The following is a 26,148-nucleotide window of genomic DNA, read 5'->3' as shown; positions in this document are numbered from 1 at the left end:
GATGCACGCCCTCACGCACGTGATGGCGACGTCTGATGGAGGAGAAGACATGCCGAACACGATCATCAGCACGGCGAGCACCACCTGGCAGGGGGACCTGCCCTCCGGCAACGGCACCACCACCCTCGAGACCTCGCAGCTGGGCAGCTTCCCGGTGAACTGGAAGGCCCGCGCCGAGGAGAGCGGGCAGGGCACCACCTCGCCCGAGGAGCTCATCGGCGCCGCTCACGCGACCTGCTTCGCGATGGCGCTGACCAACGGCCTCGGCGAGAACGGGACCCCGCCCACCACGGTCGAGACCTCCGCGGCGGTCTCCTTCAACGTCGGCGAGGGCGGCATCCTCGGCATCGAGCTGACGGTCACCGCCGAGGTGCCCGGCCTCGAGGACGCCGACTTCCAGCGCCTCGCCGAGGACGCGAAGAAGAACTGCCCCGTCTCCCAGGCGCTCTCCGGCGTCGACATCACGCTGACCGCGAAGCTGGCCTGACCGCGATCCCGGCCTGACCGAGAACCCGGCCTGACCGAGACGCCGGCCGCAGCCCGCTCATCCCCCGGTCTCCTCATGCAGGAGGGATCGGGGGATGCTGTCGGCTCCGCGGACGTCCTGGACCAGACGCCGGTCGATGGACTCGCCGCGGCGCACGATCGTCAGGGCCCCGCGAGGCTCGAGAATCACCAGGTCCGCGTCCTGGACGCAGTGGAGACCTGCCCGGCGCAGCAGGGTCAGCAGCTGCTCCTCCTGGACGCCGAGATGCCGCAGCCGCCACGGCAGCACGTGGCCGTGGATCATCACCACGCTCGCCTGCGGGCCGTGCAGCGCGAAGGTGCGCGCCAGCCCGCTGCGCAGCCGCCCCAGGGTGAACTCGAGCAAGAGCAGGGTCGCGACCGCGACCAGGCCCCCGGCCAACGTCGGCGACTCCCCCAGCATGGCGCGGGCGAGCAGTGCGCCCAGCAGCGCCATCACCGAGAAGCTCAGCACCGAGGGGTTGGCCGTCAGCCGCTGGCCCCCGATCTGCAGGATCAGCGCATAGAGCACGTACAGCACGGCGGTGGAGATCAGCACACCGAGCAGTCCGGAGCCGGTGATGCCGACCTGGGTCCACAGCTGGTGAAGGAATTCCATCCCTCCAGTCTCTACCCGATGCCGCCCGCCGGGGCGGCATGGCACGATCTTCGTGGACGCGCCGCGGCGCCGCCACCCCACGAAGGAGCGCCCCACGAAGGAGACAGCATGAAGCTCAGCATCATCATCGGTTCGGTGCGCGATGGGCGCAAGGGCGGCCGGGTCGCCGAATGGCTCGCCCCGATCGCCCGCGACCGCGCGAGCGAAGCAGCCTTCGAGGTCATCGATCTCAAGGAGTTCGACCTGCCCATCCTCACGTCGGCCACGGTGCCGGGCGCCGCCAGGAAGCAGTACGAGGACGAGCGGGTCCAGCGCTGGTCCGCCGCGATCGACGACTGCGACGGCTTCGTCTTCGTCACTCCCGAGTACAACCACGGGGTCCCGGGCGCCTTCAAGAACGCCTTCGATTCGCTCGGCACCGAGTGGAGCGAGAAACCCGTCGCGTTCGTGTCCTACGGCGCGGACAAAGGCATCCGCGCGGTCGAGCAGTGGCGCACGATCATCTCCAACTTCCACATGATCGACGTGCGCACGCAGCTGGCCCTCTCGGTCTTCACGGACTTCGGCGAGGACGGCACGTTCGCTCCCTCCGAGTCCGCCGCGAAGAAGGCCGGTGCCCTGGTCGATGACCTGGTCAAGGCCACTTCGCGAATCATCGCGACCCGCTGAGCCCCGAGCCCCGAGTCCTTCCATGCAGCCGATCCCGCGCTACTGGGCCACCGCCGACGAGGTCGTCACCTTCCCCGGCCGCGGGGAGTTCGCCCTCACGATCCGAGGCTCCTCCGACCTCTCGCAGGAGGACGCCCAGCGCGATGCCCGCGCCAGGCTCCAGCGGCTCGTGGCCGCCGGTGGGCCGGGGGCGCTTCGCGGCGATCTGGAGTACTACCCCGATCGCCGCCTGCCCGAGGAGCTGCTCGAGGAGGTCCGCTCCCCCGACGGCGAGCTGATCGCCGCCATCACCCGCAACCGGTACGGGGCCGCGGTGCTGAACACGGACGCCGTGCTGATCAGCGACGTCGATCTGACGACGGGCTCTGAGATGTCCTCCCGCCGGCGCGGCCGGGGCGGCCTCCTGACGCGTCTGTTCGGTGGCGGCCGAGATGGGGCCGGCGCCGAGGAGGATCCCGACGCGTACGGCCTCCCGGACCCCGGGGCCCGCGGTGAGGAGCATGCTCGGATCCTGCAGGTGATCGCCGACTTCAGCGTCCGCCATCCCGAACTGGGGATGCGCACCTACCGCACCCGCAACGGCTTCCGCCTGCTGGTCACCGGCAGCGGCGCCGAGCCCGGCAGCGAGCGGGCCCGGCAGCTGATGAGTGAGCTCGGCAGCGACCGGCTGTACGTTCTCCTGTGCCGTGTCCACGACTCGTACCGGGCACGGCTGACGCCGAAGCCGTGGCGGATCACGGTGGACCGCCTGGAGTCGCTGTCGGCCCGGTCACCGCGGGACCAGGAGTATCGGCGCTGGGTCGAGCGCTACGACGCCGCCTCCCGCGACTCGGCCGTGTGCCGGCTGCTGGAGACCGCAGGCCCTGCCCCGACCGCGCGGGAACAGCAGGTGATCGAGCTGCACGACCGGGCGGTGGGGGCGAGCTCCGGGCTGCGGCTGGCCTGAGTCCGCCAGGGTCAGTGCGTGACGGTGGCCTTCTCCGAGCCGGCGCCCGTCATGGAGCGCACCTCCATCTCGGCGTGCTTGAGGTCGTTGCGCTCCGAGGAGGTCACCGACCCGAGCCAGCCGAGGAAGAAGCCCAGCGGCACCGTGATGATCGCCGGGTTGGACAGCGGGAACCACGCGAAGTCCAGTCCGGGGATCATCGCCGTCTCGGATCCGGAGACCACCGGGGAGAACGTGATGAGGAACAGTGCGCTGAACAGGCCGCCGTAGATGCTCCACACCGAACCGCGCGTGTTGAACCGCTTCCAGTACAGGGTGTAGAGGATCGAGGGCAGGTTGGCGCTGGCCGCCACGGCGAAGGCGAGCGAGACCAGGAATGCCACGTTCTGCTCGGCCGCGAGGATGCCGCCGACGATCGAGACGCCGCCGATCACGAGCGCCGTGCGCCGGGCGACGGTGACCTCCTTCTGGGGGTCGGCCTGGCCGCGCTTGATCACGCCGTTGTAGATGTCGTGCGCGAACGAGGCGGAGGCGGTGATCGTCAGGCCCGCCACCACCGCGAGGATGGTCGCGAAGGCCACCGCGGAGATGATGCCCATCAGGGCGGTCCCGCCGACGGCGTAGGCGAGCGCCGGGGCCGCGGAGTTCGAGCCGCCCGGCAGCGCGTCGATCGTGTCCACGCCCACCATGTAGGCGGCCCCGAACCCGAGCACCAGGGTGCACAGGTAGAAGAAGCCGATCAGGGCGATCGCCCAGACCACCGAGCGCCTGGCCTCCTTCGCGGTGGGCACCGTGTAGAAGCGCATCAGCACGTGGGGCAGCCCGGCGGCACCGAACACGAGCGCGATCGCGAGGGAGACGAAGCCCAGCTTGGTGGCGCCGGAGGTGCCGTACTGCAGCATCGGATCGAGGATCGCCTGCCCCTCCGGGTGGTTCTGGACGGCCTGTCCGAGCAGGGCGGAGAGGTTGAAGCCGTTCAGCGCCAGGATCCACACGGTGGTGACGCCGACGGCGGTGATCAGCAGGACGGCCTTGATGATCTGCACCCAGGTGGTGCCCTTCATGCCACCGATCAGCACGTAGGCGATCATCACGACGCCGACGACGGCGATCACCAGCGACTGACCCACGCGGCCCTCGATGCCGATCAGCAGGGACACCAGGGCCCCGGCGCCGGCCATCTGCGCGAGCAGGTAGAAGAACGTGATCGCCAGGGTGGAGGTGGCGGCGGCGGTGCGCACCGGCCGTTTCTGCATCCGGAAGCTCAGCACGTCGGCCATCGTGTACTTGCCGGTGTTGCGCAGCGGCTCCGCCACCAGCAGCAGCGCCACCAACCAGGCGACGAGGAAGCCGACCGAGTACAGCAGACCGTCGTACCCGTAGAGGGCGACGGCCCCGACGATGCCGAGGAACGAGGCGGCCGAGAGGTAGTCACCGGCGATGGCGATGCCGTTCTGGCGACCGGAGAAGGCGCGGCCGCCGTGGTAGAAGTCCCCGGCCGATGTGGTCGTCTTCGAGACCCGCACCACCACGACCAGGGTGATGATGACGAAGGCGAGGAAGATCGAGATGTTCAGGATCGGATTGCCCATGTCGTTCATTCGGTGCCCTCCAGCTCGCCACGGATCCTGCTGGAGATCGGATCCAGCGACTTGTTGGCGTGGCGGATGTACGCCCACGTGATGAGGAAGGTCATCAGGAACTGGCTGAACCCGAAGATCGTGCCGAGGTTCAGGTATCCGACCACCTGGATCGACATGAATCCCGTGGCGTAGGTCGACAGCAGCACGTAGCTCAGGTACCAGACGAGGAAGGCGATCGTCATCGGGATGGCGAAGCCGCGGAAGCTGCGGCGCAGCTGCCCGAACTCCTCGGACTTCTGGACGGCGAGGAACTGCTCGGCAGTGGGGGTGAGGGGCTCGTCGGGATCCGGCACAGGGCCGGGAGTCCCCTGGGGAGAGGAGGTCACAGGCACAACTCCTTCGTTCTGCGGTGATGCCAGGCCGGTGCGAGCAGCACCGGACTCAGGCTGACCGTAGCACCTGTGATGGCCACCACAATAGGAACCTGGGATCTGGTCGGCCCGCGACCGCTACGGAGACGACAGCTTCTCCTGCGCGTCGCGGAGCAGCCCGGGCGCGAGACGGCGGTGTGCCATGGACAGGGGGCTCCACACCACAGGCCCGGCGCGGCCGGTGTAGTCCATCACCGTGGTGAGCGTGACGTGCAGGGCGTGGGTCCGCACCAGGAGATGGCAGGTGAGGAAGGGCGAATGCGCCTCGAGACGGATCGTCTCGTGATTCCGCTCGGCGACGACGAACCCGGCGACTACATCCGGCGACGGCCCCGGTTCCAGCCGCAGACGCAGGAGGCCCCGGAAGATGACTCGCTCCCCGGTATCGGGGATGTCCCCGAACATCGCCCGTGCCCAGGACTCGGCGCTCGCGCGCGGCGGGACGTCCAGCTCGAGAGCGAACTCGTCGGCGTATCCGGGCGCAGCGACCGGCACCGCGGCCAAGGAAGCCCGCGGGACTTCGTGCACTCCGACCGCGGCGGTGACGGCGCCCATACGGCCACCGCATCCCCACGACCGCCGTCAGCGCGCCTCGAATCGGGGTCGCTGCTGAGAATCCGCGGCACGCGTGCCCGTTCCACGGTTCTGTGTCAGCGCAGAGACGTTTCCGGGGACCGGGGCGCCTGAACCCGGCGCGGCACCTCAGCCGCTGAAGCCGCCGGTGCCGGCCATGTCCTTGAACCGCGAGTAGTGGCCTTCGAAGGCGACCGGGATCGTCTTGGTGGCACCGTTACGGTGCTTGGCGAGGATGAGGTCGGCCTCGCCGGCGCGGGCGGACTCCTTCTCGTAGTAGTCCTCACGGTGGATCAGCACGATGAGGTCCGCGTCCTGCTCGATCGAGCCGGATTCGCGCAGATCGCTCATCATCGGGGTCTTGTCCTGGCGCTGCTCGCTGCCACGATTCAGCTGCGAGATCGCGATCACGGGCACCTCGATCTCCTTGGCCAGCAGCTTCAGGGCACGGGAGAACTCCGAGACCTCCTGCTGACGGGACTCGACCTTCTTGCCCGAGCTCATCAGCTGCAGGTAGTCGATGACCACCAGACCCAGGTCGTGCTTCTGCTTGAGCCGGCGGCACTTCGCACGGATCTCCATCAGGGACATGTTCGCGCTGTCGTCCATGAACAGCGGGGCGTCGGCGATGCGGCTCATGGCGCGGGCCATGGCCTGCCAGTCGCGGTCGTCCATCGAGCCGTCGCGCATGCGATTCATCGGAACCTGCGACTCGGCCGAGAGCAGGCGCATCGTGATCTCGGTCTTGTCCATCTCCAGCGAGAAGATCACCGAGGCCTTGCCATTGTGGATGGAGGCGGAGCGCAGCACGTCCATGCCCAGCGTCGTCTTACCCATCGCGGGACGGCCGGCGAAGATGATCATCTGCCCGCCGTGCAGGCCCTGGGTGAGCTCGTCGAACTCCGCGAACCCGGTGGGGATACCGGTGACCTGACCACCGCGGTTCTGGGTGGCCTCGATCGTGTTCAGGGTCTCGTCGATCACCTCGCCCAGCGGCACGAAGTCCTCGCTCTGACCGCGCTCGGTGACCGCGTAGACCTGGGCCTGAGCCTCGTTGATGACCTCGTCGACCTCGCCGCCGTCGGCCGCGTAGCCGAGCTGGACGATGCGGGTGCCGGCCTCCACCAGGCGGCGCAGGGTGCCGCGCTCGACGACGATCTCGGCATAGAAGCCCGCGTTGGCGGCGGTGGGGACCATGTCGATGAGGTCGGCGAGATAGGCGCCGCCGCCCACGCGCTGCAGCTCGCCGCGCTTGGAGAGCTCGTCGGAGACGGTGACCAGGTCGGCGGGCTCGCCGCGGCCGTACAGGTCGATGATCGCCTCGAAGATCATCTCGTGCGCAGGGCGGTAGAAGTCACTGCCGCGGACGGTCTCCACGACGTCGGCGATCGCGTCCTTGGACAGCATCATCCCGCCGAGAACGCCGCGCTCGGCAGCGAGGTCCTGGGGCGGGGTGCGCTCCAGGCCGCGGTCCGGTCCTGCTTCATAAGCCTCAGTGGATGTCACCGAGCCAGTGTAGGAACACCGGCGGACGCCGGGCGACGTGACATCGATCGGGGTGTGGATTCACATGCGGTGTGGAGGAACGGGGCAGGCCGCGTCCGGCCGTCAGCCTGTTGGCCGGCTGGTCCGTCGGGCCCGGCGCCTACGGTGATGCCATGCCTGATGCCATCGCTCCGCTCGCGTCCATCTCGATCGACTGTCCCCGGCCCGACGACCTGGCCCCGTTCTACTGCGCGCTGCTGGGGCTCGAGGAGGCCTTCGCGACCCCGGGCCGCGAGGTCGTCTCCCTGGCGGGGGCGGGCCCGATGCTCACGCTGATGACGGCCGACGAGTTCACGGCCCCGCAGTGGCCGGAGGGTCCGCAGCGGGCACAGATGCACCTGGACCTGGCCGCGGAGGATCTCGAGGCCGCGGTCACCGCCGCCACGGAGATCGGCGCCCGCGAGGCCGATGCGCAGCCGGAGCCCTCGGCCTGGCGGGTGATGCTCGATCCCGTCGGACACCCGTTCTGCCTGAGCGCCGTGCGGCCGGACTGAGGCGACCCGGACTCCGGCCACGGCCCGTGCCGCCACCGGAGAGTCTCGAGATCAGGCCTTCTCGGGGACCCCGACGACGTACGCCGCCTGGCCGACGTGCTGGGCGGCGTCATCGACGATGCTCACCAGCCTCGCGCCACGCGTGACCGGCGGGTCCCAGCTGTCGTCGATGACATCGCCCAGCGCGTCCTCGTCGAGGGTGTCGAGGTAGGCCAGCAGCGCCTCCGTCACGGCGGAGAGGTATTCCAGCAGCGGGCCGGGCTCCTCGGCGGTCACGGCGCGGGCCTGCTCGGCCGAGTCCCCGTAGCCGACCCGAGACCCTTCCTCCCCGAAGCCGGTGAGCTCTGCGAAGTCCTCGGAGACCCACAGCTCCTGGTGGTCGGCCAGATCCGCGAGCTGCGCATCGATCTCGCGGCCCGCGTGCCAGAGCAGCCAGGCGACGGAGTTCGGGTGTCCGCCCACATGGGCATTGAGCGTCTCGGCGTCGAGCTTGTCGCGCAGAGCCTCGGCGGCGTCGAGGGGGCGGGACGCTGCGTCACGAAGGATGTCGATTCCATTCATGCGCCCGACGCTACGCCGCAGCGCGGACTCGGTCGAGGGCCGGCCGCGAGGCCCGACCTGACGGTCATCTCCGCGCGCTCCGGCCCGCGCATCGCCGACCTCGCGCGGGTCACTCGTGCACGACGCCGCCGGCCTGCTCCGGGTGGCGCTGCAGCCAGCTCTCGATGAACGGGCAGATCACGACCACCGCCAGCGATTCGGATCGCGCCTCCGCCAGGACGGTGCGCACCAGCACCGACGCGACTCCCTCCCCGCGATGCTCGGGATCGGTGACGGTGTGGACGAGCTCGATCCGCCGGCGGGTTCGCTCATACAGGAGGATGCCGACGGTCGCGCCGTTCCGGACCGCCTCGTAGCGGCGGGAGGCAGCGTTGTGCCGTACGCGGATGTGCTCGTCCGGGCCATGCGTGTGCTCGTCGATGTCTACGCTCATCGCCCCGCGCCCCTTCCGGCCGATACCTCCACGGTACGTCAGAGGGCGGGTCGGCAGCAGTGCCGGATCCGCCTGTTGCGCCACCCGCAGCAGTCCCCTGCCTGGCGCGTGGCACGAACATGTAGCTGAGCGGACCGTGCCCTCCTCTCACAGGGGTCTGGAGCCGCTCAGCTACACCTTTTTGCCAACAGCTCCGCGCCGGCGCTGGCTTGCCAACAGCCCGGCGCCGGCGCTGGTTTGCCAACGGCCCTGCGCTGGCGCCGGGGACGCCGGACCCAGGTGCCGGGCACCGTCGCGGTCAGGCGTCGCCAAGGCGCTCGAGCAGGGCGTCGACGCGGGCGACGTCGTCGGCCATCTCCAGGTGGGCCCAGCCGTCGCGGGCTCGTTTCGCCGCCCGCCGGGCCCGGTCGTGGATGCCGCGATCGGCGAGCATCTCGGCGTGCCGGTCATCGACATAGGCCGCCCAGTACCGGGCACGGGCGTCGTGACCGGCGGGCATCTCGTCGATGACCTGCATCGCCTCGCGACGGCGACGTTCGTACTCGGCCGCATCGGCAGCGCCGGGGGCGTCGGCGGCCCGGGCGGAATCCGCAGCTCCGGGGACGGGCGCGGCACCGGCGGCATCTCCAGTGTCAGCGGCACGGGCGGCCTCCTCGCGGGCCAGGGCGGTGCCGACCGCGATGAAGCGGCCCACCCGGGCGTCGACCCGGTGGTCCCACAGCAGCTCGGGGGGCAGCAGGGGCCGGCCACCCTCGGGGCGGGCACGGCGCTCGATCGCCCCGGCCACCTCGTCGGCCACAGCGGTCCGTCCCAGATCCAGAGCACGCCGCAGCACGAGCGCGTGCGCCTCGAGCTCGGTCCTGATCATCCTCGCGCGCTCGGCACGCGGGGTCGCGAGGTCGTCGGCCAGCCAGCGCGCCTCGGAGGCCACGCGGCGCAGCTCCTGGAGGGCTGCGGCGTGGTCGCCGGTGCGCTCGTGGATGCTCGCGGCCAGCCGGGAGGCCTCCAGCGCGCGGCGGTGATCGCGCTGCTGGTCGGCGATGCGCCGGGCCTGCTCGAGGGGCACCCACGCGGCCTCGTATCGCTCGGCCGCGATGCGCTGGGCCGCGACGGCGAGCAGCGGGCCGGTGCGCAGGGCGTCCCGCTGCAGGGAGCGCTGGAGGGAGGCGAGACGGCCGGCGGTGAAGGAGGCCTGGGCGGTGGCGCCGGCGGCCATCAGGGCCCGCAGCAGGTCGGTGATCAAGCCGATCCGCAAGGGCGGATCCTCGACCTCGTGGAGGGTCTCCAGGGCGTCCAGGGCGTGACGGGCCGCGTGCAGAGGGTGCTCGATGCCCAGGGTGCGGGCCAGCACGGCGTGGGCGGAGGTGGCGATGCGCGCGGGGTCGGGGAGGGGCCCTCCGGCCTCGGCGGCCTCCTGGTCGAGCACCTCGAGCACGTCGAGTGCGTGCGTGGTGGCGCCGGCGGGATCGCCGACGGCTTCGAGGGCCTGGGCCATGCGCAGGCGCAGCTCCTTGTCGGGATCGCCCAAGACCTTCTCGCGGACGGCGGGCAGGGCCTTCAGCGCCGCCCGGAGCCGGGTGACCGCGCGCCGCGGATCGGCCGCGCCGCGGGCCTCGTCGGCCCCGGGAAGAGAGGTCTGCTCGAGGCCACGGACCACGGCCAGCAGCTCCGGGGGCGGCTCGGCTCGCTGCCCGCGCCGCCGGCCCCTCGCGGCGGAGCCGGCCCCGTCCACGGCGGCCTTGGTGGCCGCGGCGGAGCGGCTGCGCACCGGGCCGCGCTCCAGCAGCACGGCCACGGTCGCCTGCGCCTGCTCGGCGAAGCCCGAGCGATGCAGCACGGAGACCATGTCCGCCGCGTCGCGATCCACCGCATCCGCATCGCCCATCAGCACGGCGCCGCGGAGGGCAGCGCGCAGCAGCGCCAGCCGGTCCCCGGGCTCCGCCGGCGCGGTGCGGAACTCCTCGGCGAGCGCGCGGGCGTCCCGGTAGCGCTCGGCGTGCACGAGATCACCCACCCGGTGCGCGGCTTCGAGCACGCTGCGCGGGAAGGGCAGGGGCAGTTCCGGGGGTCGCAGGGCGACCCTCAATTCCTCCATGCCGGGCGGACCTGCCTGGTCGCGACGGCCACCCGGTTCCGGGACGGTGGCGGCGCCGGAGATGATCACAGAGGGAACCTACCAATCCTCCGCTGAGAGGTCCCGAGCCCGCCCCGCCGCCCCGCGGACTCGTCGCCGGGCCGTCCGGGCATGGCCCACAGGCGGCTCTCCGCCCCAGTAACAAGCTGTGACCAGGGGAGATTCGTCTGAGAGTCCTCTCATCGGCGGCTCATCACCGGCTCATCCCCTCCCGATTCACTGCATCCCATCGCCCGCGGCTCTGCGCGGTCCGATCCAGAATGCAGCATCCCGAGGAGTCCCCATGACGATCCTGAACCAGGCCCCCGCGACAGCCCCCGCCACCACGACCTCCCCGGCCGACGCAGTCCTCTCCGCCGGGCCGGCGCGCAGCACGGACACGGCCGAGACGCCGCGGGCCCGGATCGAGCGCGCCAAGCACGCGTTCTCCACGCGGAGCGTCGGGGCGTTCCTGCGCCGCGCCGCGGACGTCGACCTGATCACCGCGGACCACACCCCGCGCGCAGGCGAGATCGTCCTGGCCCGCGTCACCTCCATCGGCCACCACAAGCGGCTCGAGGGCCCGACCTCCCGCCGCCAGGTCCTGTTCGTGGGCGACGAGATCGTGGTCGCCTACGGCAGCCGCTACGCCGCCGATCAGTTCCTCGCGACGGTCCCGGCCGACCTCGGCCCCGCTCACCTCGCGGCCGCCGGGGGACTCGCCTCGCGCGTGCTCGAGCAGCACGCCGGCGTCGGCTCCCCCACCGAGATCGAGCCCATCGGGGTCCTGCGCGATGAGCACGGTCCCCTCACCCTGTCTCGGGCCGCCGCGCATCGGATCGCGCCCGGGGTGGCCTCCCGTACCGATCGCCCCGCCCATCACGCGCCGGTGATCGCGGTGCTGGGGACGTCCATGAACTCCGGCAAGTCCACCGTGCTCGCCCAGCTCGCCCACGGTCTCGCCGCAGCCGGTCTGCGCGTCGCCGCCGGCAAGGCGACGGGCACAGGCGCCGGCAACGACTACAACCTCTTCCTCGACGCCGGCGCCCATCGGGTCCTGGACTTCACCGACTTCGGCTACGCCTCGACGTTCCAGCTCGGGGCCGACGAGGTGCGGGACCTGTTCCTGTCCATGGCCGACGAGCTCGCCGGTGGCGGTGCGGCGCCGGACGTGGTCCTCCTGGAGATCGCCGACGGGCTCTACCAGGGCGAGACCGCCCGCCTGCTGGGCGATGCGGAGTTCTGCCGGGTGGTGGACGAGGTGGTCTTCTCCGCGGGCGATGCGCTCGGCGCGGTCGGCGGGGTGGCGGCGCTGGCCACGCTCGGCCACGTCCCGAGCTTCGTCTCGGGGGTCCTGACCAGCTCCCCGCTGGCCACGGCCGAGTCCCGCCGGGCGCTCGAGATCCCCGTCGTGCCGACCTTCGACCTGGCCGATGCCGGCATCGCCCGCGGGCTGGTCACCGAACTGCTCAGGAAGCACGGCGCCGATGCTGCGTGAGCGCCGGCGGGCATGGCGTGAGAGCGGGCGGGCATCGCGTGAGAGCGGGCGGGCATCGCGTGAGCGGGAGCCGGCCGGGCCGGCATCCCGTCAGCGCAACGGGCGCGAGCGGGAACCCCGTGAGGACGCCGACGGGCTGCTGCGGAATCCGCCGCCGCTGCCTCCGCTGCTGCGGGGCGTGCGACGCCGCTGGCTGAGCGTCCTGGTGCTGCTGGGCCTCGGTCAGGCCGGGCTCGCGGCCCTGTCGGCGTGGGCGCTGGTCAAGCTCCAGGAGGCTCCGACGGGAGCCTCCCCGCTGCTGCTGCGGGCGCTGGTCCTGCTGGTCCTCGCCGCCCTCGCGGTCGGCGCGCTGAAGGTGCACGAGCGGGTGGTGGCCGAGAAGCTGGGTCAGGACTACGTCCATCAGCTGCGGCTGCACCTGCTCGGCGACGCCCTCACTCCCGGGCACGCGACTTCCCTCGGCGTGACCGTCGCCCGCACCACCAATGATCTCTCCGGGGTGCGCAACTGGGTCTCCCAGGGCATCGCCCCGCTCACGGTGGCGGTGCCGCTGATCGGCGGCAGCCTCGTCACCCTCGCCGTGCTCCACCCCGCGCTCGCCCTCGCGATGGCCGCTCCGCTGCTGGTGCTCGGCCTGTGCCTGGTGTTCTGGGCGCGCACCGCGCTGGTCAAGACGCGCCGGATGCGGCGCACCCGCGGCCGGCTCGCCTCCCGGATCGCCGACACGGTGACGGCGTCCGACGGGATCCTCGCCTCGGGCGGGACCCGCCGCGAGCTGCGCAACCTCCGGGACGCCTCGGGCCGCCTGGTCGAGATCGCGGTGGATCGCGCCGAGACGGTGGGGACCATCCGCGCCGGAGGGATCGTCGCCTCGACCCTGACCGCGCTGCTGGTGGCCGCCACCGGCGCCTTCCTGGGTCTCGCCCCCGGGGTCACGATGGCGGCCATGGCCGTGGCCGGGATCGCCTCGACCCCCGTTCTCGAGATCGGCCGGATCGTGGAGTACCGCCAGACCTACCGGGCCGCGCGAATGGTGCTCGGGCCCGCCCTGGCCGGCGCGGCGGCCCGCCGTGAACAGGCCTCGGCACGTCGCCGGGCCGGTGCGGAGGCCGCCCCGCCGGTGATGCCACCGAGCGGGCAGGGAGCCGAGCGCCTCGTCCACCTCGAGCTGCCGGGCCTGACGGAGCCCGGTGATGCGCTGCGGGCGTGGACCGGCGATCGGGTGCGGCTGGTCAGTGAGGACCCTGCGGCCCCGCGCGAATTCGTGCGACGGCTGCTCGAGCTCTCCCCCGGCCCGGAGGATGCCGCCCCCGATGCGACGTGGGTGGCCGGTGAGAACCTGCGGGCTCTGCGGTCCAAGCGGGTGCGGATGCTGGTCGGCTACGCAGGTGCCGGCGCCGTCTTCGAGCCGGGCACGGTGGCACGGGCACTGCATTACCGCCGCCCCGACCTGGACGCCGCCCACGACCAGGAGATCCTGGACCTCGTCGGCCTGGACGTCTCCGCACTGCCCGATGGCGCCCGCACCCGTCTGCGACGCGGCGGCGAACCGCTGGGGCGCGGCGACCGCGCCCGGCTCGCCCTGGCCCGTGCCCTGTACGGGACGCCGCCGCTGCTGATCGTCGACGCCCTCGAGGGCGATCTGGATGACGACGGGCGCAGGATGCTGGAGCGGGTGCTGACCGGGTATCCCGGCATGGTCCTGCTGACCGGGTCCGATGACCTCGCCCGTCGGCTCGAGGCACGCGAATACCGGCTGCGCTCGCTCACGGCCGCCGAGCGCGGCACCACCGCCGGCGTCGGGACGGACAGCGAGGACGAGTAGCGCCGAGACCGGTCGAGATCGGTCAGTCCTCCAGGCGGGACCGGTCAGTCGCCCGGACGAGATCCGTCAGTCGCCCCCAGGGGGCGCGGTCAGTCGTCCAGGCGGGCGCGGTCAGTCGTCCTCGTCGTCCTCATCGTCGTCGTCCCCCTCGTCGTCGTCGCCGTCGTCATCATCGTCGTCGTCGGCGTCGGCGCTGCGGGTGGACGTATCGTCCTCGCACTCCCAGCCCCCGTCGTCCCACTCGCAGGTGTCGGAGGGGCGCTGCGTCGTGCCCGTGGAGCCGCCGTCCTCGCTGCTCGATGAGCCGCCGGCACCACTGGACCCGCTGGAGCTGCTGGAACCGCTGGAGCTGCCGGACCCCGAAAAGCTGCCCTGCCCGGAGCCGTCGGACTCGGGGGTTGCGGAGGGTTCCGGGGCCGGCTTCGGCGAAGGAGCCGGCTCGAGGGAGACCCCGTCGCCGGCGGAGGAGGCCTCCGAGCCCGAGGACCCGGTTCCGGCCTCGGCCTCCGGGATCTCCACGGACTCCTCCCCCGCGCTGTCGCCGGCCTGCGAGGACTCGGGCACGTCACCGGGCAGGCCACCGGAGGATCCGCCCCCGTCGGAGGCGGCGGCGTCCTCCTCCACGACGATGCCCGAACGGTCGACCCCCGTCTGCTCCACGGCGGGCAGCGCGGCGAGGCCGACCGCCGCGAGCGCGACAGCCAGGATGATTGCGGCGGTACGGAGAGCCTTCACGTCTTTCATGGTCCCCACCTGCGATGAAACGGGCGTGAACTCGTCATGAGAGGCCTCTCATGTGCCGGCCGCGCCCCAGGCATCACGGGCCGGGGTGTGCGTGGCCGGCTCGTCAGGCGGGGCCTCACGCGCGCGGATCCACGAGTTTGTACCCGGCGCCGCGGACGGTCACGAAGCGACGTGCGCCCAGCTTGCCGCGGAGGTATCCGACGTACACGTCGACCACGTTCGAGGCGCCGTCATAGTCGTAGCCCCAGACCCTCGACAGCAGCAGGTCGCGGGTGAGCACCTGACGGGGATTCTCGAGGAACACCCGTGCCATCGTGAACTCCCGCGAGGACAGCTCGACCGAGCGCTCCGGACCGGCCGCGCCGCCGGACTCCTCGGCCCGGCCGGCAGGCGCGCCCTCGCCGTCCCCGTCGGCCGGCTCGTCGCGGAACGTGGCGACCCGCGTGCGCAGGTCCAGACGCAGGTCCCCGAGCTCGAGCACATCGCTGCCGGCCGCGCCGGCACCCGCCGCCGCCTCGCGCGCACGCAGCTTCACCCTGGCCAGCAGCTCCTCGAAGCGGAAGGGTTTGGCGATGTAGTCGTTGGCGCCGGCCTCGAGCCCCTGGACCGTGTCCTCGACCCCGGTGCGCGCGGTGACCACGAGGATGGGAAGGTCCACCTCCATCTCCCGCAGCGCCCTGAGCACCTGGAAGCCGTCCATCCGCGGCAGTCCCACATCGAGGATCAACAGGTCGAAGTCGCCGCTGGAGGCGAGGTCCAGTGCGCTGATGCCGTCCTCGACCACGCTCGAGGCGTACCCGTTGGCCTTGAGCCCGCGCTCGACGAATCGTGCGATCCGTGCTTCGTCCTCGGCGATCAGGATCCTCATCGGCGACCTGCTCCCTTCGTCTGCGGCGCCTGCGTGCCCGCGCCCGCGCCTGTGCCCGTCGGCCCAGTATCCCCGGGCTCGGCCTCCCCCGGCCCGCCCGGTCCGCTCCCCACGGGCCGCGCATGCTGCGGGATCACGATGGTGAACGTGGAGCCACGGCCGGGCTGCGAGGACAGGCGCACGTCCCCGCCGTGGCCCTGCGCGATCGCCTGCACGATGGGCAGGCCCAGGCCGGTGCCCGAGCCGCGGTCGTTGTCGACCCGAGCGAACCGCTCGAAGATCCGCTGCTGATCCTGCTCGGCGATGCCGACGCCCTCGTCCTGCATGCTGAGGTGGATCTCCGGGCCGTCCGGTCCCAGCACCCGGTCCACCGCGAACCGCACCCTGCTGCCCTCCTCGCTGTAGCGCGCGGCATTGGCGGCGAGCTGGACGACGGCCTGCGTCAGGCGCTGCTCGTCGGCGTCGGCCGTGACGTCCGCGGCCCGGTCCAGCACCCAGTCGCGGTCGGCGATGTGCTCCATCCGTGCGAGCGCGGAGCGGGCGAAGGCGGCCAGGTCCACGGGCCGGGTGCGCACGTAGTCGGGACGGGTCGAGGCCGCCAGCTCCGAGAGGTCCCCGACGACGCGTCCCATGCGGTCGAGCTCGTCCATGGCGATCTCGTGGGCCTCGCGCACGTCGGCGGGGTCCTCGGCGTCGGCCGTCTCCAGGGTCCCGTGCACGATCGTCAGCGGGGTGCGCAGCTCGTGGCCGACGTCGCTCATGAAGCGCCGCTGCTCGGCGAACCCCGCCTGGATCCGTTCGAGCATCCGGTTGAAGTTGCGGGCCAGAGCGGCGATGTCGTCCTGTCCCTCGGGGACGGGGACCCGGCGGCCGAGGTCGTCGACCGTGATCTCCTCCGTCGCAGCGCGCAGCGTCTCCAGCGGTCTGAGCAGTCGCCCCGTGACGAGGTAGCCGACCCCGCCGGCCACGATCAGCGTCACCACGGACAGCGCCGAGAAGGTGGCCACGGACCGCCACAGCTCCTGCTTCTGGGCGCCGATGTCATTGGCGACCACGAAGATCCCCTCCGAGTCGTCTCCCGCCACCTGCACGGAGGCCACCAGGGCCTTCACCTCGCGTCCGTCGACGTCCAGACTGGTGGAGACCGTGCGGCCCGGCTCGTGCACGGCCAGGATGTCCTCCAGCACCGTCGGCGACTCGGCGGGCCCTTCTGCCACCAGGTCGAAGTCCTGTGCCTGCGGCTTGTACAGCGGTTCGCCGTCGATCACGGCCAGCACCGATTCGTTGTCCGAGGGCGCCGCGGACTCCGTGGCGGCGTTCAGCACGCTGTCCACGGAGGTGTGGACGTGGGAGCCGTCGTCCTCGGTGGCGTTCGCGATCAGATCCAGCTCGCGCAGCTCCTGCTCCAGCTCGGCCTCCACGCGGTCCTCGAGCACACCGAACTGGGACGCATAGGTGAGCAGGCCGGTGACGGCGAGCCCCACCACCATGAAGGCGAGCACCACGGACAGCACGCGGGTGCGCACCGACCACCCGCCCGTCGCGGCACCGGCGAGCGACTCGCGCAGGCTCTGCAGGGGCATGGTCGCATCGTAGGGGACGGGCTGCGCCGGGGACCGGCAGCGGTCGGCGCAGGCCCGTCAGCCGCGAAGCGGCCGGTGCCGCGTCACGAGCCGGTCAGTCACGCCCGCGACGGCGTCGGATGATCCCGACGATGCCGCCGCGCTCCTTGAGCGAGCGCCGCGTGCCCCGGTGGCCGCTGCCATCGCTCGGCGCGACGCCCTCCCGTGCGGTGGAGCGCTCCCCCGCGGCGGGGTCCTCTCCAGCGACAGGGTCCTCTCCCGCGGCGGGGTCCTCTCCCGCGGCGGGGTCCTCTCCCGACGCGGGCGCCGGCGCCGGGGACCCGGCGGGGTTGACGGAGCGGCTGCTGCGGGTGCGCCGCTCCTCGCTGCGCCGGGTCTCCTCCTGCTCGGCCGCGGCCCGCTCGCGGGCCTCGCGGTGGCGTGCCTCGCGCAGCTCGGCCAGCCGAGCCTCCTCGCGGAGCCGGCGCCGCTCCCCCGGGCCCTCGGCGATCCGGTAGAGCACCGGGACGATGACCAGCGTCAGTAGGGTCGAGGAGACGAGACCGCCGATCACGACCACGGCCAGCGGCTGCGCGATGAACCCTCCGTTGCCGGTGATGCCCAGCGCCATCGGGATCAGCGCGAAGATCGTCGCCGCCGCGGTCATCAGGATCGGCCGCAGCCTCTTGCCGGCCCCGCGATGCAGTGCCTCCTCCAGGCTCATGCCCTGCCGGCGGTACTGGTTGACCAGGTCGATCAGCACGATCGCGTTGGTGACCACGATGCCCACGAGCATCAGCAGGCCGATCATCGAGGGCAGGCCCAGCGGGACCTGGGTGATGATCAGCAGCCCGAGAGCGCCGGTGGCGGCGAAGGGGATCGAGACCAGCAGGATCAGGGGCTGGACGAGGGACTTGAAGATCCACACCAGCAGCACGTACACCAGCAGGATCGCGGCGAGCATGGCGATGCCGAGCTGGCCGAAGGTCTCGTTGATGTCCTCGGCGGTGCCGCCGACGGTCGCGTCGACGCCGTCGGGCAGGTCGGCGTCCTCGATCGCCGCGTTGGCCGCGTCGGTCGCATCGCCCACGTCCTCACCCTCGGGGGTGACGGAGACCGTGACGGTCTCCAGTCCGTCCTGGGTGGCGATCTGGGGGCGGGACTGCTCCTCCTCGACCGAGGCGATGTCGGTCAGCGGGATCCCCCCGGCCAGCTCGAGGCCGCGGAGCTCGTCCAGGGTGTCCACGCTCTCGCCGCGCTCGACGTAGATGTCCAGCTCGTCGTCGTCCAGGGTGATGGTGCCGATGGCCCCGGGGTACATCTGTGCCGCGACCATGCCGATCACGGTGTCCTCGGTCAGCCCCAGCCGGCCGGCGGCCTCCCGATCGACGGTGACCACCGCGGTGGGCTGATCGGCCTGCAGGTCGCTGGTGACCTCCTCGACGCCCTCGGGAACCGGGTCGAGCTCGGCGAGGATCGCGTCGTTCGCGTCCTGGCGGGCCTCGGAGGTGGGGCCGGTGATCAGGATGTCGATCGAGCTGGAGCCGGTGGGGGAGGCGACGTCGGCCGCTTCGACGGTGCCGGAGTCCGGGAGGTCCTCCAGGGCGGCGACCATGTCCTCCTGGACGGCGGCCTGGTCGGCGTCGGTCTCGGTGGTGATCGAGTAGCTGATCTCGTTCTCGGCGCCGCCGCCCCCGAAACCGGTCGAGCCGCCGCCGATGGTGGTCTGGACCGTCTCGACACCGTCGACCTCGAGCAGCGCCTCTTCCGCCTCGGAGGCCTTCTCGGAGGACTGCTGCAGGCTGGTCCCCGGGGGCAGGGTCTGGGTGAGGGAGGCGATGTTCTGCCCGGTGTCCCCCAGGAAGTTGACGTTGACCAGCGGGATCAGGAACACGGTGGCGACCAGCACGGCGACGGAGGCGGCGAGCGTGAGCAGCCGGCGCAGCAGCGAGTCGAGGGTGATGTGGAGGATGCGGTCGTACAGGCGGTGCAGCCAGCCGCGCTCCTCGCGGGCCTCGGACTCCTGGCGGATTCGGGCGGCCTCGGCGGCGTCGGCGGGATCGAGGTCCTCGTGGCCCTTCGGGGAGCGCAGGAACCAGTAGGCCAGAACCGGCACGATGGTCAGCGCCACCAGCAGGGAGCTGAGCATGGCGATACCGACGGTCAGCGCGAAGGGCCGGAACAGCTCACCGGCCAGGCCGGAGACGACCGCGATCGGCAGGAACACCACCACCGTCGCCAGGGTGGAGGCGGTGATCGCGCCGGCGACCTCCCCGGTCGCATCGAGGATGGCGCGCATCTTGGCCTTGCCGTAGGCGAGGTGACGGGTGATGTTCTCGATCACCACGATCGAGTCGTCGACCACGCGGCCGATGGAGATGGTCAGCGCCGCCAGGGTCAGCATGTTCAGCGTGTACCCGGTCACCAGCATGCCGATGAAGGCGATCAGCAGCGAGGTGGGGATGGAGATGGCGGTGACGACCGTCGGCCGCACCCGCCGCAGGAACAGCAGGATCACGCCGACGGCGAAGATCAGCCCCAGCAGGCCCTCCTCGGCGAGCGCCACGATCGATTCCTCGATGAACGGCGCCTGATCGAAGACGACGTCGCTCTCGGCGTTGCCGCCCACGTCCGGCAGGGTGTCCGCCAGCACGCCCTCGACGTCCTCGGAGATGTCCACGACGTTGCCGTCTGTGGTGGCGGTGACCATCACGACCAGCGACTCGCGGCCGTTGGTGCGGGAGATCGAGGTGGCCTCCTCGGTGGTGCGATCGACGGTGGCGACCTCCGAGAGGGTGACCGGTTCCTGCGGCTGGGCCTGGGCGTCCTGGCCCGGCAGTGCCTCCTCGCCCGACTGAGGGTCCTCGCCGGCCTGCCCCGGCTCTGCTTCCTGGCCCTCGCCCTGCTGGCCGTCGCCGGCCGGGAGCAGTTCGATGGTCTCGAGACTCTCGATGCTGTCCAGGGACTGGCCCAGGACCACGTCGAGGCTGCGGTTCTCGTCGGTGACGGTGCCGCCGGGCACGGACAGGCCGTGCTCGTCCAGGGCGGTCGCGATGTCGTTCTCGGTGAGCCCGTTGTCGGCCAGGGCCGCCTCGTCCGGGCTGATCCGCACGATCTCCTCGGGCGCGCCGATCACGGCGACCGAGGAGACACCCTGGACCCGCTCGAGCTCCTCCGTCACGGAGGCGTCCAGCCGGGTGGCGAGCTCCGTCGGCTCCAGATCGGAGGAGACGGAGACGACGACGGCCGGCAGGTCGCTGGTGCCGCCGGAGATGACCTGGGGCTCGGCGTCCTCGGGCAGCTGGTCCTCGATGCGGGTCAGGGCCGCGTCGACCTGGTTGGTCGAGCGCGCGACGTCCGTGCCGTAGGTCAGCTCGACCGTGACCATCGAGGTGCCGGCCTGCGAGGTCGATGAGGTCGATTCGACGTTCTCCAGCCCGCTGAGGGCCTGCTCGATAGGGCGGCTGATGCGCTCCTGGACCTGCTCCGAGGAGGAGCCCGGTGCAGGAGTGACCACCTGGATCTGCGGGAGCGCGACGGAGGGGATGAGCTCCTGACGCATCGTCGTCATCGCGAAGGCACCGATGATCGACACGGCGATGCAGACCAGGGCGATGAAGGAGCGGTTGTTCAGGCTCAGACGGGCGAGGCGGTTCATCGTGCTCCTCGAGCGGTGCGATGCGTGCGGCGGCGAAGCGGCACGGCAGGTCCCGCGCCCGGAGGAATCGGCGGCGGGCCCTCCACGCCGAACTGTTCCATACGAATCTGTATCGGTGTATCCGACGTCCGTAGGAGAATCCAGGTCCGTCGGTCGGCCGCCCCGCAGCCCCCGTTCTCCTTTCCGGGGCGATTTTCCGGGCCGTGCGCCCTGGGAGGACAATGGGACCGTGCCCGACCCCGCATCTCCTGGTTCCACCTCCCCCGCTGCCACCGGTCCGGCCTCGAAGGCCGCCGCCCGCCGCGTCGTCGACCGCGACATCCTAAGGCTGGCCGTGCCCAGCCTCGGCGCGCTGATCGCCGAGCCGCTGTTCCTGCTGGTGGACTCCGCGTTCATCGGCCGGGTCGGCACCGTCTCACTCGCCGGCCTGGGCCTGGCCTCCGCGGTGCTGACCACGGTGATCGGGCTCTCGGTGTTCCTGGCCTACTCGACCACGGCGTCGGTGGCGCGGGCGTTCGGGGCCGGCCGCACCCGCGAAGCGATCGCGCGCGGCGTCGACGCCTGCTGGCTGGCGCTGATGATCGGGGCGGGTGCGCTGATCCTGCTCGCCGTCGGCGGCCGCTGGATCCTGGCCCTGTTCGGGCCCTCGCCCGAGGTGCTCGACGAGGCGACGACGTATCTGCGCCTGAGCGCGTTCGGGGTGCCGGCGATGCTCGCCGTGCAGTCCGCGACCGGGCTCCTGCGCGGCCTGCAGGACGCGAAGCTGCCGCTGATCGTCGCCGTCTCGGGCGCGGTGGTGAACATCCCGTTGAACTGGACGTTGATCTTCGCCCTGGATCTGGGGATCGCGGGCAGCGCCCTCGGGACGGTCATCGCGCAGTGGGGCATGGCCGGGGTGCTGCTGGTGCTGGTGTCCCGCGCCGCGCGTCGCCACGGTGCACCCCTGCGGCCGCACCTCGGGCAGGTCGCCTCGGCCGGCCGCGAGTCGGTGCCGATGTTCGTGCGCACCGTCTCGCTGCGCGTGGTGCTGCTGGCCGGGACGCTCGTGGCCACCCAGCTCGGAGCCGTGCAGCTGGCCGCCCACCAGATCGCCCTGACCGTGTTCAACCTGCTCGCCCTCGCCCTCGACGCCCTCGCGATCGCGGGCCAGGCGCTGACGGGGAGGTTCCTCGGCGCGGCCGATGCCGCCTCCGTGCGCGCGGTGACCCGCCGGCTGATGGTGTGGGGCGTCGGCGGGGGCGTGGCCACCGGGATACTGCTGCTGGCGGCCAGCTACGTGATCCCAGGTCTGTTCACCCCCGACGTCGCGGTGCAGGAGAACCTGCGCGCGGCCTTGTGGATCCTCATGATCGCCCAGCCCGTGGCGGGCTACGTGTTCGTGCTGGACGGGGTGCTGATGGGCGCGGGAGATGCTCCCTACCTGGCCAAGGCCGGCGTCCTCAACGCGGCCGTCACCCTGCCTTTCGCAGCGCTGGTCTACTACTCCGACTGGCACGGGGCGTGGGCCCTGGCCGCGCTCTGGGTGGCGTGCACGCTGATCTTCATGATCGCCCGCGCGGTGACTCTCGGAGTGCGCGTGCGCAACGACGCCTGGATGCGGCTGGGCGGGTGAGCGGCTACACGGCTGAGGCGTGATCAGCCGGGCATCGTCGCCAGCATCGACCCGGCATCGACACGGGGGATGGCACGACCATGTAGTGGAGCGGCATCTGCCCTCCCCTGAGAGGGGGCAGATGCCGCTCAGCTACACCTTCGTGCCAGTGGGCTCGTGCCTGATGCCGGCCCAGCAACCCGCTCAGTGGGAGTTGAGGAACTCCTGGAGCGCCTTGGTCGTCGAGTAGCTGTTGCGGAAGTCCCACACGCCGTTGCTGCTGTGGCCCATGGCGGCGCGCAGCTTGGCGGTGGTCTCCGAGCCGATCTTGCCGTCGACCTCCGCACCGATCTTCGCCTGGAGAGCCTTGATGTCGCTGGTCGAGAGCGAGCCGTCGGCGCTGACGCCGATCCAGGACTGCAGAGCCGCCGTGGTCCTGGGGCCGAACTTGCCGTCGACCACGAGGTCGGCGGAGCTGCTCGAGCCGGAGCCCTCCGAGCCGGAGCTGCTGGGCGTGCTCGCGGCGGGGGCGCCGTCGTTGAGGAACTGCTGGAGCGCCTTGGTGGTGGAGTAGCTGGTGCGGAAGTCCCAGGTGCCGTTGTCGCTGAGCCCGATTGTGGTGCGCAGCTTGCCGGTGGTCTCCGAGCCGATCTTGCCGTCCACGCTCGCGCCGACCTTGGCCTGCAGCGCCTTGATGTCGCTGGTCGAGAGCGAGCCGTCGGCGCTGACGCCGATCCAGGACTGCAGAGCCGCCGTGGTCTTGGGGCCGAACTTGCCGTCGACGGCGAGTGCACCGGAGGTCTCGGACGCGGCGCCGGTGCTCGTGCCGCCGCCGGTGGAGCCGCTGCTGGAGCCCCCGGCGGGCTGCGCATCGGGGTCGGCCCCGCCGTTGGACCTGGTCAGGCCCGCCTTGGCACCGCAGGTGGGCCAGGCGCCGGGGCCCTGCTCGGCGAGGGTGCGCTGGGCGACCGCGATCTGCTCGGCCTTGGTCGCGTCGTCGGCGCTCGAGGCGTACTCGCCGCCGCCGAAGGCCGTCCAGGTGGAGCTGGAGAACTGCAGACCGCCGTAGTAGCCGTTGCCGGTGTTGATCGACCAGTTGCCGCCGGACTCGCACTGGGCGACCTCGTCCCACACGGACTGGTCAGCGGTGGCGACACCGGCGCCGCCGATGCTCAGCCCGGCGGCCACGACGGCGCCGCCGGTGGCAGCGGCCATCTTGGGCGCCACGCGAGCTCCGCGGAAGTAGACGGCGCCGCCGTCGGCGCGGTGGGAGGGGGTGCGGCGTGCAGTGGCCATGGGAAGGCTCCTCGGGACACGGGGGAAGGGGCGGGAGCGGGAAGCTGTCGACCGGCGGACCGGCGATGCTCCCCTGCTGCGGGCTGGTGGCCTGCGCTCCGTACCGGGGCACCCTCTACGTTGCCTGGCCCGGAGCACCGGGAATAGCCTTCCTGACCAATCCCGACCGCGGTTTTTGCCCGATTTTTACCGGACGCGCAGGAAATGTCCTTCGAGGCGAGCCCCTGGAAGGGCTATTGGCCTCGGCCGGATCTCAGCTCGGCGAGGGGCACTGCAGACCCGGGATCAGATCACGGAACGGCCGCCGTCGACGCGCACATTCTCGCCGGTGATCATGGCGGCGTCCCGGCCGGCGAGGAAAGCGACCAGGGAAGCGACCTCACCGGGGTCGGCGAAACGCCCCGCCGGAATCTCCTCGCGGGCTTTCGCCCCTTTCTCCCCCACCCAGATCTCGCGGGCGAGAGCGGTGTCGACGATGGTCGGGGAGACGGCATTGACGGCGACGCCGCGCGAGGCCCATTCCACCGCGAGCACTCGGGTGAAGCCCAGGATGCCCGCCTTGCTGGCGGAGTAGGCGGCGTGCTCGGCCAGTCCGATCTCGGCGGCCTGGGAGGCGATGGAGACGATGCGCCCGTAGCCGGCCTCGAGCATGGCGCGGCCGGCGGCCTGGGCCATGAAGAAGCTGCCGGAGAGGTTGACCGCGAGCGTGGCCTGCCAGTCCTTCGCCGGGACCTGCTCGCCGGGGGCGAAGCGGCCGATGCCGGCGGAGTTGACGAGGACGTGGGGCGCTCCGAGCTCCGTGGTCACCCGGGAGACGGCCTCGGAGGCTGCGTCCGCGTCGGAGATGTCCGCGCTCACGGGCAGGTGGCCGGCGCCGGGCAGGGCGGCGACCGCCTCATCCAGGCCGGAGGCGATGTCGACGCCGGCGATGCGGGCCCCGCGTTCGGCCAGATGGGTCGCGATGGCGTGGCCGATACCGGAGGCAGCGCCGGTGATGATCGCGATCTGGCCGGCGAAGTCGTGGGAGGTGAGGTCAGTGGTCACGGAGATCGTCCTCTCGCGGCTGGTCGGTCCTTGTGCAGACTCTTCTGTCTGTTCCCCGCCACGCTACCCGCGCCTCGGCGGGATTCACCGCCTGAGAGCCCTGCCGCCGCGACGTCACAGCGCTCCCGGGCTGGACTTCTCGCGGGCCCGGTCGGCGACGCTGACGGCCATGGCCACGAGGGTCAGCGCCATGATGATCGCGATCGCGATGATGAACGCCTCGAGCCACGCGTGGCCGCCCTCGGTGAGGGCGAAGATGACACCGGGGATCATCGCGGTGCCGATCGCCGCGCCGGTGCGTTGGCCCAGCTGAAGGATCCCGCCGGCCACGCCCCCGAAGCGGGGGTCGACCGAGTGCAGGGTCAGGGTCTGGTTCGGCGAGATGATCATGCCCTGACTGAAGCCCATCAGCATCAGCGGCGCGGCCAGCCACCAGAACGCGATCGCCCCGCTCTCGACGAAGCCGGCCAGAAGGGCGGTGCCCAGCAGGCCGGTGAAGGCGATGGCGAACCCGGCAATCACCAGGCGGCGGCCGAGTGCGAGCACGTACCGGCCGGCGACCTGCGAAGTCACTGCGGCCGCGGCCGAGGACGGCAGGCCCATCAGGGAGGCCTCGAAGGCGGAGTGCTCGAGGTGCATCTGCAGGTACAGCGGCACGATGATCCACACACTGGTGGCGCCGAGGAAGTAGATCGAGACGATGAGGATGCCGTTGCGGAATGCGCGGGAGGTGAAGATCGCGGTGTCGACCATCGGCGGCCGGCCGGAGAGCTTGTAGCGCTGCTCCCACCACCACCACAGGCCCAGCACCGCCAGGCCGACGGGGAAGGACAGCCACACCAGCGGGCTGACGCCGCGCTCGAGGAACGGCAGCATCACCCCGAGGATCGCCACGCACAGCAGCACGGTGCCGACGGGGTCGAGGTCCGGGCGACGCGTAGCCCGGACGTGGTCGTCGGGGATGACCTTGAAGGCGCCGGCGATGGCGGCGATGCCGATCGGGACGTTCATCAGGAACATCCATCGCCAGCCCTGGTCGGGGCCCAGCACCTGGATCAGCAGGCCGCCGATGACGGGGCCGACGGCGGTGGCGACGGCGACCGTGGTCGCCAGCAGCGCGAAGGCGCGGGCGCGGTCCTGGCCGCGGAAGTGCTGCTGGATCAGCGCGACCGTCTGCGGGTTCAGCAGCCCCGAGCCGACGCCCTGGAGGATGCGGGCGGCGTTGAGCACCTCGACCGACGGGGCGAAGCCGCTGAGCAGGGAGCCGATCGTGAACACGGCGATGCCGACGATCAGCATCCGGCGCCTGCCTGTGGCGTCCCCGGCGCGGCCGGCGGGCACCAGCAGCATCCCGAACGCCAGCGCGTACCCGGAGATCACCCACTGCAGCCCGCCCGTATCGGCCTCGAGGCTCTCACCGATGGCGGTGAGGGCGACGTTGATGACGCTCACGGCCACCAGTGCCATGAACAGCGGCGCCAGGAGCACCGCGAGGAGGGGCTTGCGGCGCACCGTCTGGGCCGGTGCGTTGGGGTCGGGAGTCACATCAGCAGGATAGGCACTCCCTCCAGCGTCCGTTCAGCCGCCGCCC

The 26,148-nt window shown here is 71.7% G+C and carries 22 protein-coding genes; 7 read left to right on the top strand and 15 right to left on the bottom strand.

The window, feature by feature from the left end:
- The first annotated feature begins 49 nt into the window (after nt 1–49).
- A complete protein-coding gene (locus ACFQS2_RS02250) occupies nt 50–487 on the top strand; it encodes an OsmC family peroxiredoxin (protein WP_377018763.1) in 438 nt (145 codons plus the stop codon).
- Between the two features lie 57 nt (nt 488–544).
- Here ACFQS2_RS02250 and ACFQS2_RS02245 read toward each other — a convergent pair whose 3' ends face one another.
- Nucleotides 545–1,123, bottom strand: coding sequence for a YetF domain-containing protein (locus ACFQS2_RS02245; protein ID WP_377018761.1), 579 nt, complete (start codon nt 1,121–1,123; stop codon nt 545–547).
- 108 nt (nt 1,124–1,231) lie between these two features.
- Here ACFQS2_RS02245 and ACFQS2_RS02240 point away from each other — a divergent pair, with 108 nt between their 5' ends.
- Entirely contained in the window at nt 1,232–1,792 is a 561-nt protein-coding gene (locus ACFQS2_RS02240; protein ID WP_377792586.1) for an NADPH-dependent FMN reductase, read from the top strand.
- Between the two features lie 22 nt (nt 1,793–1,814).
- The gene (locus tag ACFQS2_RS02235; protein WP_377792585.1) at nt 1,815–2,738 is read left to right on the top strand and encodes a hypothetical protein; all 924 of its coding nucleotides are present in this window, start codon (nt 1,815–1,817) and stop codon (nt 2,736–2,738) included.
- Nucleotides 2,739–2,749: 11 nt separating this feature from the next.
- On the opposite strand, the gene ACFQS2_RS02230 is transcribed toward ACFQS2_RS02235, so the two are convergent.
- The 4 genes from ACFQS2_RS02230 to dnaB form a co-directional block, all read right to left on the bottom strand.
- The gene (locus tag ACFQS2_RS02230) at nt 2,750–4,339 is read right to left on the bottom strand and encodes a cation acetate symporter (RefSeq protein ID WP_377792584.1); all 1,590 of its coding nucleotides are present in this window, start codon (nt 4,337–4,339) and stop codon (nt 2,750–2,752) included.
- The gene (locus ACFQS2_RS02225; RefSeq protein WP_377792583.1) at nt 4,336–4,707 is read right to left on the bottom strand and encodes a DUF485 domain-containing protein; all 372 of its coding nucleotides are present in this window, start codon (nt 4,705–4,707) and stop codon (nt 4,336–4,338) included. Before ACFQS2_RS02225 ends, ACFQS2_RS02230 begins: the two co-directional genes overlap by 4 nt.
- 123 nt (nt 4,708–4,830) lie before the next feature.
- On the bottom strand, nt 4,831–5,307 hold the full coding sequence (locus ACFQS2_RS02220; protein WP_377018756.1) for a hypothetical protein: 477 nt from the start codon (nt 5,305–5,307) through the stop codon (nt 4,831–4,833).
- 147 nt (nt 5,308–5,454) lie between these two features.
- Nucleotides 5,455–6,831 (bottom strand): replicative DNA helicase, encoded by a 1,377-nt coding sequence (gene dnaB, locus ACFQS2_RS02215; RefSeq protein ID WP_377018755.1) that lies wholly within the window; start codon nt 6,829–6,831, stop codon nt 5,455–5,457.
- A gap of 152 nt (nt 6,832–6,983) precedes the next feature.
- Here dnaB and ACFQS2_RS02210 point away from each other — a divergent pair, with 152 nt between their 5' ends.
- Nucleotides 6,984–7,364 carry a VOC family protein gene (locus ACFQS2_RS02210; RefSeq protein WP_377018754.1) on the top strand — a complete coding sequence of 127 codons (381 nt, stop codon included), beginning with the start codon at nt 6,984–6,986 and terminating at the stop codon, nt 7,362–7,364.
- 51 nt (nt 7,365–7,415) lie between these two features.
- Here the strand turns inward: ACFQS2_RS02210 and ACFQS2_RS02205 are convergent, their stop codons facing one another.
- From ACFQS2_RS02205 to ACFQS2_RS02195, 3 genes are all read right to left on the bottom strand, one after another.
- A complete protein-coding gene (locus ACFQS2_RS02205) occupies nt 7,416–7,925 on the bottom strand; it encodes a DinB family protein (RefSeq protein ID WP_377792582.1) in 510 nt (169 codons plus the stop codon).
- A gap of 109 nt (nt 7,926–8,034) precedes the next feature.
- Nucleotides 8,035–8,358, bottom strand: a complete 324-nt coding sequence (locus ACFQS2_RS02200; protein WP_377018752.1) for a GNAT family N-acetyltransferase — start codon at nt 8,356–8,358, stop codon at nt 8,035–8,037.
- 298 nt (nt 8,359–8,656) lie between these two features.
- The gene (locus ACFQS2_RS02195) at nt 8,657–10,522 is read right to left on the bottom strand and encodes a hypothetical protein (protein WP_377792581.1); all 1,866 of its coding nucleotides are present in this window, start codon (nt 10,520–10,522) and stop codon (nt 8,657–8,659) included.
- Nucleotides 10,523–10,775: 253 nt separating this feature from the next.
- Here ACFQS2_RS02195 and ACFQS2_RS02190 point away from each other — a divergent pair, with 253 nt between their 5' ends.
- Nucleotides 10,776–11,969, top strand: a complete 1,194-nt coding sequence (locus tag ACFQS2_RS02190) for a DUF1611 domain-containing protein (protein WP_377792580.1) — start codon at nt 10,776–10,778, stop codon at nt 11,967–11,969.
- On the top strand, nt 11,959–13,794 hold the full coding sequence (locus ACFQS2_RS02185) for an ABC transporter transmembrane domain-containing protein (RefSeq protein ID WP_377792579.1): 1,836 nt from the start codon (nt 11,959–11,961) through the stop codon (nt 13,792–13,794). The genes ACFQS2_RS02190 and ACFQS2_RS02185 overlap by 11 nt, the downstream gene beginning before the upstream one ends.
- 111 nt (nt 13,795–13,905) lie before the next feature.
- Here the strand turns inward: ACFQS2_RS02185 and ACFQS2_RS02180 are convergent, their stop codons facing one another.
- The 4 genes from ACFQS2_RS02180 to ACFQS2_RS02165 form a co-directional block, all read right to left on the bottom strand.
- A complete protein-coding gene (locus tag ACFQS2_RS02180; RefSeq protein ID WP_377792578.1) occupies nt 13,906–14,529 on the bottom strand; it encodes a hypothetical protein in 624 nt (207 codons plus the stop codon).
- 124 nt (nt 14,530–14,653) lie between these two features.
- Nucleotides 14,654–15,406 carry a response regulator transcription factor gene (locus ACFQS2_RS02175; protein ID WP_377792577.1) on the bottom strand — a complete coding sequence of 251 codons (753 nt, stop codon included), beginning with the start codon at nt 15,404–15,406 and terminating at the stop codon, nt 14,654–14,656.
- On the bottom strand, nt 15,403–16,989 hold the full coding sequence (locus ACFQS2_RS02170; RefSeq protein ID WP_377792576.1) for an ATP-binding protein: 1,587 nt from the start codon (nt 16,987–16,989) through the stop codon (nt 15,403–15,405). The genes ACFQS2_RS02175 and ACFQS2_RS02170 overlap by 4 nt, the downstream gene beginning before the upstream one ends.
- Nucleotides 16,990–17,083: 94 nt before the next feature.
- Nucleotides 17,084–20,626: an efflux RND transporter permease subunit gene (locus ACFQS2_RS02165; RefSeq protein ID WP_377792575.1), complete on the bottom strand. Its 3,543-nt coding sequence runs from the start codon at nt 20,624–20,626 to the stop codon at nt 17,084–17,086.
- A 229-nt stretch (nt 20,627–20,855) separates the two neighbouring features.
- Here ACFQS2_RS02165 and ACFQS2_RS02160 point away from each other — a divergent pair, with 229 nt between their 5' ends.
- Nucleotides 20,856–22,238, top strand: a complete 1,383-nt coding sequence (locus ACFQS2_RS02160) for an MATE family efflux transporter (protein ID WP_377018744.1) — start codon at nt 20,856–20,858, stop codon at nt 22,236–22,238.
- Nucleotides 22,239–22,421: 183 nt separating this feature from the next.
- On the opposite strand, the gene ACFQS2_RS02155 is transcribed toward ACFQS2_RS02160, so the two are convergent.
- From ACFQS2_RS02155 to ACFQS2_RS02145, 3 genes are all read right to left on the bottom strand, one after another.
- Nucleotides 22,422–23,513, bottom strand: a complete 1,092-nt coding sequence (locus ACFQS2_RS02155) for a transglycosylase family protein (protein WP_377792574.1) — start codon at nt 23,511–23,513, stop codon at nt 22,422–22,424.
- Nucleotides 23,514–23,798: 285 nt separating this feature from the next.
- Nucleotides 23,799–24,557, bottom strand: a complete 759-nt coding sequence (locus ACFQS2_RS02150) for a GolD/DthD family dehydrogenase (protein ID WP_377792573.1) — start codon at nt 24,555–24,557, stop codon at nt 23,799–23,801.
- Between the two features lie 114 nt (nt 24,558–24,671).
- Nucleotides 24,672–26,102 carry an MFS transporter gene (locus ACFQS2_RS02145; protein ID WP_377018741.1) on the bottom strand — a complete coding sequence of 477 codons (1,431 nt, stop codon included), beginning with the start codon at nt 26,100–26,102 and terminating at the stop codon, nt 24,672–24,674.
- Between the last annotated feature and the right edge of the window lie 46 nt (nt 26,103–26,148).

This window comes from Brachybacterium sp. GCM10030267 (assembly GCF_042666875.1).
Classification (GTDB): domain Bacteria; phylum Actinomycetota; class Actinomycetes; order Actinomycetales; family Dermabacteraceae; genus Brachybacterium.
The sequence above is the reverse complement of the archived record's forward strand: the minus strand, read 5'-3'. Positions and strand labels throughout refer to the sequence as shown.